General features: G+C 64.2%; 14 protein-coding genes. 5 read left to right on the forward strand and 9 right to left on the reverse strand.

Annotated features, from left to right (window positions below; genetic code table 11):
- Window positions 1-63: 63 nt before the first annotated feature.
- From ACIBI6_RS06175 to ACIBI6_RS06190, 4 genes are read right to left on the reverse strand one after another with little or no spacing between them, the layout of a single operon-like run.
- A complete protein-coding gene (locus ACIBI6_RS06175) occupies window positions 64-1353 on the reverse strand; it encodes an acyl-CoA dehydrogenase family protein (protein ID WP_364343181.1) in 1290 nt (429 codons plus the stop codon).
- A 2-nt stretch (window positions 1354-1355) separates the two neighbouring features.
- Window positions 1356-2039: a TetR/AcrR family transcriptional regulator gene (locus ACIBI6_RS06180; protein ID WP_396955478.1), complete on the reverse strand. Its 684-nt coding sequence runs from the start codon at window positions 2037-2039 to the stop codon at window positions 1356-1358.
- Window positions 2036-3085 (reverse strand): alcohol dehydrogenase catalytic domain-containing protein, encoded by a 1050-nt coding sequence (locus ACIBI6_RS06185; RefSeq protein ID WP_396955479.1) that lies wholly within the window; start codon window positions 3083-3085, stop codon window positions 2036-2038. The genes ACIBI6_RS06180 and ACIBI6_RS06185 overlap by 4 nt, the downstream gene beginning before the upstream one ends.
- A complete protein-coding gene (locus tag ACIBI6_RS06190; protein ID WP_364343175.1) occupies window positions 3082-3831 on the reverse strand; it encodes a glucose 1-dehydrogenase in 750 nt (249 codons plus the stop codon). Before ACIBI6_RS06190 ends, ACIBI6_RS06185 begins: the two co-directional genes overlap by 4 nt.
- A gap of 156 nt (window positions 3832-3987) precedes the next feature.
- On the opposite strand from ACIBI6_RS06190, the gene ACIBI6_RS06195 reads away from it, so the two are divergent.
- A complete protein-coding gene (locus tag ACIBI6_RS06195; protein ID WP_396955480.1) occupies window positions 3988-6171 on the forward strand; it encodes a malate synthase G in 2184 nt (727 codons plus the stop codon).
- Window positions 6172-6596: 425 nt separating this feature from the next.
- Window positions 6597-7151 carry a hypothetical protein gene (locus ACIBI6_RS06200; RefSeq protein WP_396955481.1) on the forward strand — a complete coding sequence of 185 codons (555 nt, stop codon included), beginning with the start codon at window positions 6597-6599 and terminating at the stop codon, window positions 7149-7151.
- 22 nt (window positions 7152-7173) lie between these two features.
- Here ACIBI6_RS06200 and ACIBI6_RS06205 read toward each other — a convergent pair whose 3' ends face one another.
- Both ACIBI6_RS06205 and ACIBI6_RS06210 read right to left on the reverse strand, forming a co-directional pair.
- Entirely contained in the window at window positions 7174-7659 is a 486-nt protein-coding gene (locus ACIBI6_RS06205) for a hypothetical protein (protein WP_396955482.1), read from the reverse strand.
- Between the two features lie 42 nt (window positions 7660-7701).
- Entirely contained in the window at window positions 7702-8370 is a 669-nt protein-coding gene (locus tag ACIBI6_RS06210) for a hypothetical protein (RefSeq protein WP_396955483.1), read from the reverse strand.
- A 206-nt stretch (window positions 8371-8576) separates the two neighbouring features.
- Between ACIBI6_RS06210 and ACIBI6_RS06215 the strand changes: the two genes are divergently transcribed.
- Genes ACIBI6_RS06215 through ACIBI6_RS06225 form a run of 3 tightly spaced genes read left to right on the forward strand, consistent with a single transcriptional unit; the run spans window position 8577 to window position 11494 of the window.
- A complete protein-coding gene (locus ACIBI6_RS06215; protein ID WP_396955484.1) occupies window positions 8577-9137 on the forward strand; it encodes a hypothetical protein in 561 nt (186 codons plus the stop codon).
- Window positions 9138-9149: 12 nt separating this feature from the next.
- Window positions 9150-10484 carry a Dyp-type peroxidase gene (locus ACIBI6_RS06220; protein ID WP_396955485.1) on the forward strand — a complete coding sequence of 445 codons (1335 nt, stop codon included), beginning with the start codon at window positions 9150-9152 and terminating at the stop codon, window positions 10482-10484.
- A complete protein-coding gene (locus ACIBI6_RS06225) occupies window positions 10481-11494 on the forward strand; it encodes a hypothetical protein (protein WP_396955486.1) in 1014 nt (337 codons plus the stop codon). The genes ACIBI6_RS06220 and ACIBI6_RS06225 overlap by 4 nt, the downstream gene beginning before the upstream one ends.
- 23 nt (window positions 11495-11517) lie before the next feature.
- On the opposite strand, the gene ACIBI6_RS06230 is transcribed toward ACIBI6_RS06225, so the two are convergent.
- The 3 genes from ACIBI6_RS06230 to ACIBI6_RS06240 all read right to left on the reverse strand — a co-directional run bounded on the left by ACIBI6_RS06230 (window position 11518) and on the right by ACIBI6_RS06240 (window position 14628).
- Window positions 11518-12234, reverse strand: coding sequence for a hypothetical protein (locus ACIBI6_RS06230; protein ID WP_396955487.1), 717 nt, complete (start codon window positions 12232-12234; stop codon window positions 11518-11520).
- 175 nt (window positions 12235-12409) lie between these two features.
- Window positions 12410-13051 carry a DUF305 domain-containing protein gene (locus ACIBI6_RS06235; RefSeq protein ID WP_364343148.1) on the reverse strand — a complete coding sequence of 214 codons (642 nt, stop codon included), beginning with the start codon at window positions 13049-13051 and terminating at the stop codon, window positions 12410-12412.
- Between the two features lie 2 nt (window positions 13052-13053).
- Window positions 13054-14628 (reverse strand): LVIVD repeat-containing protein, encoded by a 1575-nt coding sequence (locus tag ACIBI6_RS06240; protein WP_396955488.1) that lies wholly within the window; start codon window positions 14626-14628, stop codon window positions 13054-13056.
- Between the last annotated feature and the right edge of the window lie 55 nt (window positions 14629-14683).

The following is a 14683-nucleotide window of genomic DNA, read 5'->3' on the forward strand; positions in this document are numbered from 1 at the left end:
AGTTCCGGAAGTGGCGTCCGCATACGCTGAGCGTCCACCCCGTGGCCGCCGAATTGTGAGATTTCAGAGGTTGCCGACGATGTGTTCGAGGCGGCGGGCCACCAGTTCGCGGGCCTGTTCGCGCAGGGCGGGGCGGTAGCCGCTGGGGTAGACCGGGTCGCCGGGGGTGTAATCCTTCAGCACTTCCTTGGCGAGGGTGATCTTGTGGACCTCGGTGGGGCCGTCGGCGATCGCCATGACCTCCGCGTAGTTCATCATGTCGACGAACGGGAGGTCCTGGCTGACGCCGATGGCGCCGTGCAGATGCAGTGCGCGCTGGGCGATATCGTGCATCACCTTCGGCATCGCCACCTTGATGGCGGCAATATCCTTGCGCACCTTCAGATAGTCCTGCTCCTTATCGATGCGCCAGGCGGTGCGCAGGACGAGCAGGCGGAACTGCTCCATCTCGATCCAGCTGTCGGCGATGCGTTCCTGGGTCATCTGCAGACTCGCGAGCGGCCCCTTGCGCATCGGCCGCGAGACGGCGCGTTCTGCCATCATGTCGAAGGCCTTGCGCACCAACGCGACTGTGCGCATGGCATGGTGCACCCGCCCGCCGCCGAGGCGGGTCTGCGCGACGATGAAACCCATCCCCTCCTGGCCGAGCAAGTGATCGGCGGGCACCCGGACATCGGTGAAGCGCAGATGTCCCTCGTGCTCGCTGAAACCGTGCACGTGGAAGTTCTTCACGATCTCCAGGCCGGGTGTGTCGGCGGGCACGATGAACATCGACATGCCCTGGTACGGACTGACATCCGGATTCGTGATCACCATGACGATATGGAAGCTGGCGAACTGCGCGTTCGAGTTGAACCACTTCTCGCCATTGATGACCCAGGAGTCGCCGTCGCGCACCGCGTGGGTCTTGAACAGCGTCGGATCCGAGCCGCCGGTCGGTTCGGTCATGACGTAGCAGGAGCCGATCTCACCAGCCAGCAGCGGCTCCAGGTACTTGGCTTTCTGCTCCGGGGTGCCGTAGTGCGCGAGGATTTCCGCATTGCCGGAATCCGGTGCCTGGCAACCGAATACCGACGGCGCCCACACCGAAGTACCGAGTACCTCGTTGAGTAGGCCGAGCCTGAGCTGCCCGTAGCCGGGTCCGCCCAGCTCCGGTCCCAGATGGCAGGCCCACAGGCCCTGTTCCTTAACCTTCTCCTTCAGCGGCCGCATCAGCGCCATTGCCTCGGTATTGGTGCGGTCGTAGGGATTCGGGTAGAGCAGGTCGAGGGGTTCCACCTCGGTGCGGACGAACTCCGACGCCCAGTCCAACTTCTGCTGGTACTCCGGGTCGGTTTCGAAATCCCAAGCCATGGTCAGCCTTTCGTGTCGGTGATGCCGTCGAGAATGGTGGAAGCCACAATGTCGGCGATTTCGTCGGGGGAGCGGCCGCCGTGCGGGCGGTACCAGAAGGTCACCATGTTCAGCATGCCGAGCACACTGTTGGTGACCACGTGATCGTCGGTGCGCAGTAGGCCCGCCGCATGACCGGCGTCGATGACGCGCTGCCAGCAGGCCTGTATTTCGTCCCGCATTTCCTGCAGTTCTTCGCCGCGCTCACCGGTCAGCGCGGTGACATCGCGCAATTGGATGGCGACCTCGCGGCGGTGCTCGATGATCAGCCCCACGTGGCTGTGGATCAGCTTGCGCAACTTGACGATCGGGTCGTCGGTGCCGCGGGAGATCCGCCGTGCGTCGGTGAGCATGAGCTGGATGTAATCGCGCAGGATCTGCCAGAGCAGCTCTTCCTTGGAACCGATGTGGTAGTACAGCGCGCCCCGCTGCACCCCGGCTCGATCACCGATTTCCGCGACGCCGGTGCCGTGAAAGCCCTGCTCCGCGAACAGTTCCACCGCGGCTGCCACGATGCGCGCCCTGGTCGCCTCGGCGGTGGTCTCCGCGGCCGGTGGACGACCGCGACGACGAGGCGAGGCCAATTCGGGCCCACCCGTCACTCGGCCACCGCCACTCATCGAATCGCTGCGCGATGCGGCCGTCATTTGCGCGGATCCAGGACGACCTTGGACACCCCGTCTGCACGGTCGGCGAACATGCGGTAGGCGTTCGCGCCCTCCGACATCGGGAATCGGTGTGTGACAACGGCTTCGGGTCGAATTCGCCCCGCCGCGGTGAGCCGCAGCAGTGCGGGCAGCTCGTATTGGATCGAGCAGAGTCCGATATGGAATTCGAGCTCCTTGACCTGCGCCAACTGCATATGAAATGGGAAGGCGCGGTTGTGACTGACGCCGACCACGCCGACCCGGCCACGGTGTCCGACGGCGCTGATGGCGAGACTGATGGTCGCATCGGCGCCGACCGCCTCGATCGCGACATCCGCACCGCCGCTGAGCATTTCTCGGATGACGGTCTTGGGTTGCTCGGATTCGACTATCTCCGCGCCCAATTCGGCGGCACGCTTGCGGCGCTCGGCCACCAGATCCACCCCGAGCACCCGCGACGCGCCCATCGCGAATGCCGACTGCACGGCCATCAGCCCGACCGGTCCGAGTCCGATCACCACTACGGTCTCACCCGGCGCGATGCGGGTGCGGCGCGCGCCGTACCAGGCGGTCGGCGCATTATCGGTGAGCACGATCGCCGCCTCATCGCTGACCGTATCGGGCAGCTGTACCAGATTCCCCTCGGCATGGGGGACGGCGAGATATTCGGCCTGCGCACCCGCGAGCGAGCCGCCGAGTCCGTAGCAGGCGTCCGCAGGCATTGGATGGCGTTCGCAGGCCGCCACGATGCCTGCCTTGCACTTCGCGCAGCGGTTACAGCCGACGGATGCGGAGACCAGCACCCGGTCACCGATCGCGAACCCGCGGATATCCGAACCCAGTTCGACGATCTCGCCGACCGCCTCGTGCCCGACGCTGTATCCGGTGCCGTCGGTGAAGCCGTGCCCGGCGTAGATGTGCAGATCGCTACCGCAGATTCCGGAGGCGGTCACCCGAACAATGGCCCCATCACGGCCGGGCAGTACCGGATCGGGGAACTCGGTGTAGGAGATCTGCTGTGGTCCTTGGTAAGTCAGAGCCTTCATCGCCAGCCGCCGTCCAGTGCCAGGGTTGCGCCGGTGCAGTAGGCCGAGGCGTCCGTCGCGAAGTACAGTGCCGCGCCGACGATTTCCTCCGGGCGGCCGACCCGCCCGAGGGCCATATGTCGAGTCAGCTCCGTCCGCAACTCATCGGGCCATGCCTTCGAAATATCCGTCTCGAACGGACCGCATTGAATCGTGTTGACCCGCACCGCCGGTGCGAAACTCTGCGCGAGTCCGCCGGTGAGGTTGGCCAATCCGGCCTTGGCGGCCGCATAGGGGACCGCGAGCGGTTCCGGTCGTGTCGCCTCGATCGAGGAGATATTGATGATCGACCCGCCACCGGCAGCGGCCATCCGGGTACCGATCAAGGTCGACAATCGAAACGGCCCCTTGAGATTGACCGCGATCACCTTGTCGAACATCTGCTCGCTCACCTGATCCAGGCTCGGATACAGCAGCGACATCCCGGCATTGTTGACCAGCACGTCGACCTTGCCGAACTCCGCGTAGGCCGTCTCGGCCAGCGCATCGCACTGCGCCCAATCGCTGACATTGCACGCCACCGGCAATGCGCGCCGACCATGGGTGTTCTTCACCTCATCGGCGAGTTCGACGCACCCGTCGAGCTTGCGACTGGCGATTACCACATCCGCGCCGGCCGCGGCGAAGGCCAGCACCATCTCCCGACCGAGCCCGCGGCTACCACCTGTGACCAGCGCGACCTTCTCCGCTAACGACTGTCCTGGCATTGCGCTCCATAGCTTCGGCTGCCGGTAATGTTCCAATCAGTACATTAATTCCGCCGGACGATACAATCAAGGCCCCGACAGACCGTCACATCACTACCGATGGGTAACATTGGTTGCGATTTTTCCCACCCGGCTTTCTCAGAAGTGAGGCAGTAGATGACAGAGCGGATTCAGGTCGGCGGGCTCCAGGTGGCCAGCGTTCTCCACGAGTTCATCGAGAACGAGGCGCTCCCCGGAACCGGCGTAGATTCCGCCGCGTTCTGGGCCGGAGCCGAGCAGGTCATCAACGACCTCGCTCCGCGCAACCGCGCCCTGCTGGCCGAACGCGACGAGATCCAGGGCAAGCTCGATGCCTGGCACGCCGAGCACCCCGGCGCGAACTATGACAAGGCCGCCTACAAGAGCTTCCTCGGGGATATCGGCTACCTGCGCGCGGAACCGGCCGATTTCGAGATCGCCACCCAGAATGTGGACGACGAAATCGCCACCACCGCGGGCCCGCAGCTGGTGGTGCCGGTGATGAACGCCCGCTTCGCGATCAATGCCGCGAATGCGCGCTGGGGTTCACTCTACGATGCCCTCTACGGCACCGACGCCATCTCCGAGGCCGACGGCGGCGAGAAGGGCACCGGTTACAACCCGGTCCGCGGTGGCCGCGTGATCGAATTCGCGCGCAAGTTCCTCGATACCGCCGCCCCGCTGGCCAACGGCTCACACCGCTCCTCGACGCACTACGCGATCGACGGCGGCAAGCTGGCGGTCACGCTGAGCAACGATGAGGTCACCACGCTGGCCGCCGATGGCGCGGAACTGGTCGGCTACCTGGGCGATCCGGCCTCGCCGACCTCGATCCTGTTGAAGCACAACGGTTTGCACATCGACGTCCAGATCGACCCTGCCTCGCCGATCGGCAAGACCGATCCGGCCGGTGTCAAGGATGTAGTGCTGGAGTCCGCGGTCACCACGATCATGGACTTCGAGGATTCGGTCGCCGCGGTGGACGCCGAGGACAAGGTGCTCTGCTACCACAACTGGCTCGGCCTGATGACGGGCGAGCTGGCGGAGAAGGTGACCAAGGGCGATAAGACCTTCACCCGCACCATGAACCCGGACCGCGTCTACACCGCGCTCGGCGGTGGCGAGCTGGTGCTGCACGGCCGGTCGCTGCTGTTCGTGCGCAATGTCGGTCACCTGATGACCTCGGACGCGATCATTGATGCCGAGGGCAACGAGGTGCCCGAGGGCATCATGGACGGCCTGATCACCTCGCTCATCGCCAAGCACAGCCTGCTCGGCGATAAGAAGCTGAAGAACAGCCGCACCGGTTCGGTGTACATCGTGAAGCCGAAGATGCACGGCCCGGACGAGGTCGCCTTCACCAACGAGCTGTTCGGCCGGATCGAGGACGTGCTCGGCCTGAGCCGCAACACCCTCAAGGTCGGCATCATGGACGAGGAGCGCCGCACCACGGTCAACCTCAAGGCCTGTATCCAGGCCGCCGCGGAGCGCGTGGTGTTCATCAACACCGGCTTCCTGGACCGCACCGGCGACGAGATCCACACCTCCATGGAGGCCGGACCGATGGTCCGCAAGGCCGAGATGAAGACCCAGCAGTGGATCCTGTCCTACGAGGACTGGAACGTCGATACGGGGCTGGCCGCCGGGCTGCCGGGTAAGGCGCAGATCGGCAAGGGCATGTGGGCCATGCCGGATCTGATGCACGACATGCTCGAGCAGAAGATCGGCCACCCGCGTGCGGGCGCCAACACCGCCTGGGTGCCCTCGCCCACCGCGGCCACGCTGCATGCGACGCACTACCACCAGGTCGACGTGTTCGAGCGGCAGCAGGAGATCGCCGGCGGTGGTCGTCGCGCCACCGTCGATCAGATCCTGGAGATCCCGCTCGCGGCCGATCCGAACTGGACCGATGAGCAGAAGCGTCAGGAGTTGGACAACAACTCCCAGAGCATCCTCGGTTATGTGGTGCGCTGGATCGACCAGGGTGTCGGCTGCTCCAAGGTGCCCGACATCCGCGATGTCGGTCTCATGGAAGACCGCGCAACCCTGCGCATTTCGAGCCAGCTGATGGCGAACTGGCTGCGCCACGGGGTGGTCACCGCCGATGAGGTGGTGGCCAGTCTGCAGCGGATGGCGCCGGTGGTCGACAAGCAGAATGCGGGCGATCCGAACTACCAGCCGATGGCGCCGGACTTCGCGAGCAGCATCGCGTTCCAGGCCGCGAAGGAGCTCGTGTTGGAAGGCGCCAAGCAGCCCAACGGCTACACCGAGCCGATCCTGCACCGTCGTCGCCGGGAGGCCAAGGCGCTGGCTTGCGTCTAAGGCATTGCGCGTCTGAGTAACTCGTGAATCCCCCGCCCGGGAGCCTGCCGGGCGGGGGATTCCTAATATCACGCGACGGCCCGTCGGCGGGGTGGATGACTGGTTTCGACCCGCATAACGATCCGTTACCCTGGGCGCTGCACGAGGTACTCGGATGTGAGGAAGTTTTATGGGAAGCGTTGTCCTTGATGTATTTGCCCTGGTTGTGAACCGCGCGGCACAGTTCTGGAACTGGATGGCAACCGGTTCGGCCGGTTTCCCGCCGCTGTAATAACCGAGCTGAACGTCTGGTACGACGGCCCCCGGTCACGGCCCCTCTATAGGAGGCCGAGGCCGGGGGCCTTCCTTCGTCCAGTGAGATATTTCCACCAGATGGTGAACCGATTCCCTTCGGGGACAGGGCAGGTCGACGTATCTTCTTTGGCATGAGCAGCGCCACCCGACCGACACCGTTGTGGTTCGAACTCTGGATGGGCGCGATCACCACCGTCATCGCGCTACTTTGCGCCGCGCTATGCTGGGAATTGGCTGCTCAGGGCAGCTTTCCGGCCAAAGTGCTGCTGTGGGTGGGACTTTCGGTTGTCGGTCTGGTCGCGATCATCTTCGCCATCCTCGGCCTGATCCGCTATCACGCCGTCCTCGTGAGCCTGACCGCGCCGCTGCTGATCGTCGCCCTCGCCGCGCTGGTGTGGTACGAAGTCCCCGAAACCACCGGTTGGCGCCTGTCCCGCCCCATCCTCGAGGATCAGGCCGCCGCCTGCGCCAACCCGGGCCATCGCACCCGTCTGGGCGTCTACACCGTCACCTATATCACCCGCCGCGACGGCGCCTGCCTGTTCTACGTCAGTGGCGGAGCCACCAATTCCGAAGGCTTCGCCTATTTCCCGGACAGCGCCCCGAGCACCGGTTCCGCCGGACACGGCGGGATCGGCTACGAACCCTTCCACGGCTCCTGGTACCGGTTCACCGAAAACACCTGACGGATATCGGCCGAGGTGCCACTCAGTGCCAGACACCAACCAGTGTCCGGATGATCATGAAGATGGCGGTCACACCGAAACAGCCCAGTCCGACCACCCATACTGTGAACATCTGCCGCATCGGTATCAGGTTGTTCAGCCAGCCGACGTCGAGCTCGACGTTCTGTTGTTGCGTTTCGAAGAAGCTGCCGTGGGCGCCCCCGGCGCCCGCGCCGATCTGCTGCTGTTCGAACCGCTCCAGCCATAGCCTGTCCTTGCGTTCGGCGAGGCGATGGCTCGCCATCAGCATGATCGAAATGATCGACACGATCAGTGCGAGTAGCGACGAGGCTATTCGGGCCATGGAATCGTTCGCGGCTGCCATCGAGATGCTGAACAAGAATGCCTGGGCGGTCAGACTGAGGGTGGGAACCTGCCAGAGCAGGTTCTCGTATTGCAAACGTCGGTCCGCGACGGCCTGGTAGACCATCTCCAGATCGGCCGAACGGCGAGGAACTGGCTCCTCCACAAAGGTACTGTCGCACAGTCGCGCAGACCTGGTGGGTGTTTGTCACGTTCGGGACGGGGAGCGAACCAGGATGAGGACGCTGACCACGAGCACCCACGCCGGAAAGGCAAGGGTCATCCATCTGCTCGTTTCGCTGGCGACCAGCAGCGCCACGGCTGCCAGATAGCTGAGACCCGCGAGCCAGCGGGGCATCAGCCCGGTCTTCAGCCAAATCGTCGCGAGCGAGATCATGAACACGGCCGCCATCCGCAGTGCGTAGGTCTGGCACGCCGAAACCACGACCATCGTGCCGAAGTCGACCACTTCGGCGCGGGCGCCCGGGTCGGTGACGTCGGTGTCGCTGGACACCAGACCGGCCGCGACGGCGGTGCCGACGAACATCATCGCCAGGAACAGCAGTCCGCTGCCGAGGAATACCGATAGGAAGAACCGGTCCTCGTAGCGCCCGAATCCGTCACGGACGACGCCGATGAACCATAAGAAGCTGATTCCGGCGAAGGGCATGAGCACCGTCGCTATTCGGATCGCGCTCCGCTGGCTGTTCAGCCAATGAGTCGAGCCTTCGATGCCGTCGGGCATGTCGATGCGGATCAAGATCAGCGTTGTGCCGAACAAGACAGCAAAGACCACTCCGGCGAGCGCGGCGGCTCGCGGCGTAGATAATCGGCGCGGGGTCGGCGCCGACTCGGTGTGTTGCGGCGATGTCGACATGAGGTAATTCTGTCAAATCCGAGCGTCAGCGGTGGGAATTCCAATCAAGTTGAATTTTCTACGATGTCACCCGGCACTTGCACTGAAACTACGTGGGTGATTACTGCTGTCTCGATTACCGGGCTATCAGGGGTTTCGAGGTGATGCGCCGAAGGCATAACATGAGCCAAGGTCCAGCCTTACTGTCGCGGAAGGTGGGTGCAGGTATGTCGATAACCGAGCATGACTGGAGTAAACCGGCGGCGATGGCCATCCCGGCGGAGGGCTATTTCGAGCTCGAGCGGGGAAGATACGGTCCGGTCTATCCCCGGACGCCTGCGTGTTATGGGTTCTCGATCATCGCCAAGGTGAAACCCGGTCGGGAAGAAGCTATTCGCGCGCACGGCAAGGATCTCGAGGCTGCGGTCGCAGCTGATCCAGAGGTGCTGGCACCGCTGCGACTGCACTATCTACGGTGGCTGTTATTCGATGTCGGATTCGGTCTGCATTTCCAATATCAAGGCATCTTCGATACCGATTTCGACAAATACACCGAGGATGCCGTTACTCTGTTCTCGCAGACCGGCATAACAACGGTTTTCACGAATCTGGAAGGATTCCCCGAGGATTGGAAGGAAAATCCGGAGTCCTTCGTGAAATATGTTCGCGAGCACCACTTCCCGAGCTTCCTCGAATACGGTGAGTACCCCTACGTCACCGGCATCGAGATCAAAAAGGCGCTGCGACTGAAGGCAGCGTTCTCCGAAATGCTCGATCAGATGCAGTAAGTACCTTGACCCATGCTAGAACTCGACGATATTCAGCACATCCTGCTGACCCGGACCCCGGCGGTGACCGGCCGCTATGAGTTCCTGTCCTTCGATGATCCCGTGGGGGCTCGGGCTTGGTTGACGCCGCTGATAGACCGCGTGCAATCGGCGGCAGATGCGAGCGCAACGATGGACAGTTCCGACCGCTGGGTCACGCTGTCCTTCACCTGGCACGGGCTGCGGGCGCTCGGCGTGCCGGAGCAAGTGCTCAGCACCTTCCCGGACGAGTTCCGCGAAGGGATGGCCGCACGCGCGGACATCCTGGGCGACACGGGCGCTGCTCATCCCGACAACTGGGTAGGCGGGCTGGCCGGTGAGGACCTGCACGCCATCGCGATCCTGTTCGCCCGCACCGATGCCGAGCGTCAGCGCTGCATCACCGAACATGACAAGCTAGTGGCCCGCTGCCCCGGTGTGCGCGTGTTGTCGTTCCTGGATCTGAACGCGACGCCGCCCTTCGATTACGCCCACGATCATTTCGGGTTCCGAGACCGGTTGTCCCAGCCCGTGATCGACGGATCCGGCGAAACACCGACCCCCGGGTCGGGAGCCGCGCTGCAACCCGGCGAATTCATCCTGGGCTATCCCGACGAGGAGGGACCACCGCGAGCGCTGCCACAGCCGGAGGTGTTGTTCCGCAATGGCAGCTATATGGCCTACCGGCGGCTGCAAGAACATGTCGGCGCGTTTCGGAACTATCTGCGTGAGCACGCGGACACCCCGGACGGGCAGGAGTTGCTCGCCGCGAAGATCATGGGACGCTGGCGCAGCGGCGCACCGCTGGTGCTGGCCCCGGACCGGGATGATCCGGCGCTGGGTGCGGATCCCATGCGCAACAATGACTTCAACTATAAGGAGATGGATCCACACGGCTACGCTGTACCACTCGGCGCGCATGCACGGCGCCTCAATCCTCGCGACACCGCGGCAAATATGAACCGCCGCAGAATGATTCGACGCGGCGCCACCTACGGCCCCGCGCTACCCGAGGCGGCCCCCGATGACGGAGTGGATCGCGGGATCGCCGCGTTCATCATCTGCGCCAGCCTGGTACGCCAATTCGAGTTCGCCCAAAACGTCTGGATCAACGACAAGACATTCCACGAACTCGGCAACGAACACGACCCCATCTGCGGCACCCAGGACGGCACCTTCGACTTCACGATCCCCAAGCGGCCCATCCGCAAGGTGCACCCGGGACTGCCTGCGTTCACCACGCTCACCGGCGGCGCGTACTTCTTCCTTCCGAGTATCAGCGCCCTGCGATACCTGGCCACGCTCGACAGCCGAGAGGTCACATCATGAGCACGCTGCCGCTGGCCCGCACCTACAACCAGACCCACATTCCACGCAGCCACGACGGGCGGCGACGGATGAGTATCTATTGGACCTGGAGCTATCCATGGGAGGCCCAACGCGATCCCGCCGAGATGTACAACCGCTTCTCGACGATGACGGAGGTCCGCAATGTGCTGTGGCCGGGCTACGAGACTCCGGAATACGACGCCGCGCACTTCCTACAGGGCATTGCAGGCACGTTGGAGTTGTTCCATCGCTCGACGCTGGCGTTTCAGCAACTTGCCGAAGAGGCCACCGGTCACCCCGTCGCGGTGTTCCAGCGTATCGACCAGGCAGGCTACACCTTGCCGATCGACGAGCGGATCCTGGCGGACACCGACACCCTGATGGTGTTCGGGCTCGATCACGTTCTCTCAGAGCAGCAAGCCACAGCGGAAGAGTGCGAGGCGATCCGCGACTGGCTGCAACGCGAAGGCACCTGCCTGCTGCTGGCACCGCACCACGACGTCGGCTGCACCGACGACTATGCGCAGCGGCAAATGGAATACGAGCATCACGGCGATCCCCTGGTGCCGCGGCAGCAACGATTCGGCCAGTACACGCGCTCGCTCATGCGGGCCCTCGATGTTCCGGTGCACAACAAATGGGGCCTTCGACCCGCCGTCGTCGACGGCACCGATGAGATCGCACCCTTGACCGGGTTCCGCGATCTGGACGCGCCCCGGTTACTGGACAACGTCACGACATTCAACTTCCACCCCCATCTACCGCACTACGAGCTCACCGCGCCGGAAACCGATACGCTTCGTGTCCTGGGCCGCCAGCGTGTCGATCCCGAGCGGCCCCATCCCTTCACCGCCGCCGGCAACACGGAATTCAATGCGCTGATCTGGATGCCACCCGCAGGCAGGCGAGCCGGCGATATCGTGCTCATCGATTCCACCAACTTCACCACGCTATTCGGCGGCACCGACAGCCTGCGAAACCTCTGGCACAACCTCGCCACTATGAAGTAAGTGCCCACCGCGACGGAGTTGGCTCAGGGTTTGGGCTGAATCCAGAGGGCTTCGGCGACGGCGCAGAGATCGCCCGAGGGCGTTGCGAGGGCTATGCCGACAGTGTATTTGCGGCCCTGATGACTGACGGGCCAGGCGTAGGAGATGTAGGGGGAGTCGGGATAGATGGGCTGAAGTTGGGTGGCGGTGAGGGCTGCGGTCACACCGCCGAAGCCCATGCCTTGTTTGCGCATGGCGGTCCAGCCACCGGGGCAGTCGAGGGCGGACCAGACGACTTCCGGTGGGAGTCGGCCGGATTCGTCGGCCAACTCGGGATCGGGAGTCCACGCGGCGAGGACGAGGTCGTGATCCGCTGTGTCCCATGTGAGCAGGCGCAGGCCGCGGCCGGGTGCACATGCGGCGCCGCAGCCATAGCAATCGGTGACACGGCGCGACACCATGGCGGCGTCGGTGACGGACTTCGCCTCGGCCCAACTCGGTGCGCTCGGCGGATCGATGGTGAGCACCGCCGGAGTCGATTCGGCGAGTAACGTACCGTCGGTGTCGGTGAGCGCATATCCACCTGATCTAGTGGGGCGCAATGACATCGGGGTCTCGAGCGGCACCCGTGCGCGGAAGTCGACACGTATCTCGGTGGCCTCGCACGGCCCGGCCACCAGACCCGCGACGTATCCGCCGAACGCGACGTCGGGATATCCGTGCACGTGTTCGGGGACGGTGACTGTCTCGGTCCGGATCACGTGTCGCTCGAGCCTTTCTGTGCCGTCGATCTGGATCGACCTTACCTCCGCAGCTGCCGACAGGCGCACACCGTCTACGACCCGGCCGGACCCCTCCGAAAACCGAGGCACTCTGGCAAAACTCTGAGTTGGCACCGTGTGTTCGACCCGCATCCGGTGAGCGGGCTCGGGTCGGCTAATGCGGGGCCTGACCACCGAGTTGGGTGAGCAGCACGCTGATCACACCGGCCTCCTGGCTCTGACTCTGGAACATCGAGCGGGCGGTTTCCTTGACAGGTCCGGAGGCCAGTAGTTCGTCGGCGGCACGAGCCATCACCAGTCCGCCCTGGTGATGACGGAACATCAGTTGCAGAAAGAGGATTTCGGCGTCGTGACCGCGCGCTGCGGCCAGCGCGTCGAGTTCGGCGGTAGTCGCCATGCCCGGCATCGCATCGCTATTCGCCTGGCTCGCACTCGGATGATGTTGCGTGGCAGCGGCATCGGTGTGCATCCACGCCATTGGGTGCGACGACAGTGGCGACGCATCGGCCAACCGCAGCCACCCCAGCATGGTCCCGATCTCGATGCGCTGCGCGTCCGAAAGCTGTTGCGCCAACCGCAGCACGGTCGGGTCCACGCCACGATCCAAGCGCTGCACCATGATCAGCGCTTGCTGATGATGTGCCGTCATATCCTGCGCGTAGCCGATCTCGACCGCATTGAGAACCGGTGCGGCCGTATGCTCTTCGGGCAGCAAGAGTGGACGCAGCGCCGCCCCGAGCACCACCAGGACGAATGCGACAGAGGCGAGCGCGCCGACTCGGAACCAACGGGACACGGCTACGACCCGACGGTCGATTGCTGATTCTCGGGCGCCGTATACACATCGTTCTCCAGTTGCAGCACCATGAATCCGTTATCGGAGCAGGCGACATACAACTGGTTGCCGCGCCACTCCGGCGGCGATAAGCACCAATCGGTGGAGACGTCGCCGAAGGCGAGCTTGCCGGTGCGCGGGGTGAGCGCGTCCAACGGATCGAATTGCCCCTCCAACACCGCGCGTGCGGCCGGTGGTGTGCTCATCAACGGCACGCCGATGATCGAGGCGAGGGCGTGCGGTGAGTTCCACAGGCTCAGGTTCTGGCCGGTCCGTGCGGGCGGATTGAAGTAGGCGATCTCACGGATATTGTGCGGATCACGGACGTCGAAAACCCGGATGCCGGAGGAGATCCAGCCGCATGCGAGTGCGGTCGGATTGTCCGGGCGGTCGGCGGCACAGTAGTGCGATTCGTAGGCGAAGACCGAACCGCCCATCGAACTACCGATATTGCTGTCGATGTTCTGCAACAGGTTGATCTCCAGCTTTACCTTCCCGGCGACCTTCGGTGCGGTGTCGTTGGAGATATCGATGAGTTTCACACCGCCGGAACCGCCTTCGTCGACGGTGTAGAGGTAGGGCTTGCCGTCGTAGGTCACCGGGATGCTGTGCTGGGTGGCCCAGCCGTCGGTCCAGAAGGTGCGGCCGATATGGGTGACCTGCGGGTCGGGGTCGCGGCGCTGAACGGAGCTGATATCGAGGACGGTGAATCCGCCCAGCGCGGATAGGTACATGCGGTTGCCGTCCGGACTGATGCCGAATCCGTGCGCCTCGATCCCGGTCAACCCCTGCCAGATGACGTGCGGATTGGTGGGATCGGTGAGATCGACCGCGCTGACGAAACCGGGCGCGACGCCCGAGGCCCAGTAGGTGCGGCCGTCGGGAGACCAGCCGCCCTCATGCGTGGTGATCGGTAGCGGCATCGCGAGATTCGTGCCTGGTCCTGGATTGAGCAGCTTCGGATACGCACAATCGGAGATGTCGTAGACAGATAGGTAGCCTGCGCCTTCGCCGAGCGGCACACCTGTCCCGACGAGCAGTTTGCGTTCGGTATTGACCTTGAGGCTCTCCCAGGTGCCGGCGAGCATCGCGGGTTCGGTCAGGGTGACCGTTGGGCGCGGGTGTGCCGGATCGGAGACGTCGAGTACCTGGACGCCGCGGCCCTCGCTGATCAAGTCGCCGGGGAAGAACGAACCCATATACGCGCAATGGTCGAAGCTGGTGGAGGTGATGCCCGCGCCGCGCCCGGCGTAATTGCCGACCATCGACATATTGCACGAGTAGCCCTGGGTGCTGCGCCGACTATCGCGGTCGGCGGCCGGAACATCGCCCTGCAGCCCGGTTTCCGGCATCGCCCCCGGTCCGCAGTCCGCCCGGGGCACCGACGTCCGACCGACATCGAGGAACTCCTGAACCGCGGTGGCGATATCGTCTTGCAGATCGGCCGATGCGCTGCTCGGCAACATCATCGCGGCCACGATCGTGGTGGCGAACAAGGCCAAGGGCCGCGCGCGGCGCAGTGTCAGCTTCGGGTGCATCGTTGCATCCCAACTTCCTCATCATGGGCACAGGCCGCGCCGACTCAGACGGAGC

The sequence above is a fragment of the Nocardia sp. NPDC050412 genome (genome assembly GCF_044458825.1).
Taxonomy (GTDB): Bacteria; Actinomycetota; Actinomycetes; order Mycobacteriales; family Mycobacteriaceae; genus Nocardia.

What these genes read in the sequence shown, in the direction of transcription:
- ACIBI6_RS06175 (WP_364343181.1), bottom strand. Translation starts at nt 1,353, where the DNA reads ATGGCTTGGGATTTCGAAACCGACCCGGAGTACCAGCAGAAGTTGGAC.
- ACIBI6_RS06220 (WP_396955485.1), top strand. Translation starts at nt 9,150, where the DNA reads ATGCTAGAACTCGACGATATTCAGCACATCCTGCTGACCCGGACCCCG.
- ACIBI6_RS06190 (WP_364343175.1), bottom strand. Translation starts at nt 3,831, where the DNA reads ATGCCAGGACAGTCGTTAGCGGAGAAGGTCGCGCTGGTCACAGGTGGT.
- ACIBI6_RS06215 (WP_396955484.1), top strand. Translation starts at nt 8,577, where the DNA reads ATGTCGATAACCGAGCATGACTGGAGTAAACCGGCGGCGATGGCCATC.
- ACIBI6_RS06185 (WP_396955479.1), bottom strand. Translation starts at nt 3,085, where the DNA reads ATGAAGGCTCTGACTTACCAAGGACCACAGCAGATCTCCTACACCGAG.
- ACIBI6_RS06195 (WP_396955480.1), top strand. Translation starts at nt 3,988, where the DNA reads ATGACAGAGCGGATTCAGGTCGGCGGGCTCCAGGTGGCCAGCGTTCTC.
- ACIBI6_RS06210 (WP_396955483.1), bottom strand. Translation starts at nt 8,370, where the DNA reads ATGTCGACATCGCCGCAACACACCGAGTCGGCGCCGACCCCGCGCCGA.
- ACIBI6_RS06180 (WP_396955478.1), bottom strand. Translation starts at nt 2,039, where the DNA reads ATGACGGCCGCATCGCGCAGCGATTCGATGAGTGGCGGTGGCCGAGTG.
- ACIBI6_RS06200 (WP_396955481.1), top strand. Translation starts at nt 6,597, where the DNA reads ATGAGCAGCGCCACCCGACCGACACCGTTGTGGTTCGAACTCTGGATG.
- ACIBI6_RS06240 (WP_396955488.1), bottom strand. Translation starts at nt 14,628, where the DNA reads ATGCACCCGAAGCTGACACTGCGCCGCGCGCGGCCCTTGGCCTTGTTC.
- ACIBI6_RS06225 (WP_396955486.1), top strand. Translation starts at nt 10,481, where the DNA reads ATGAGCACGCTGCCGCTGGCCCGCACCTACAACCAGACCCACATTCCA.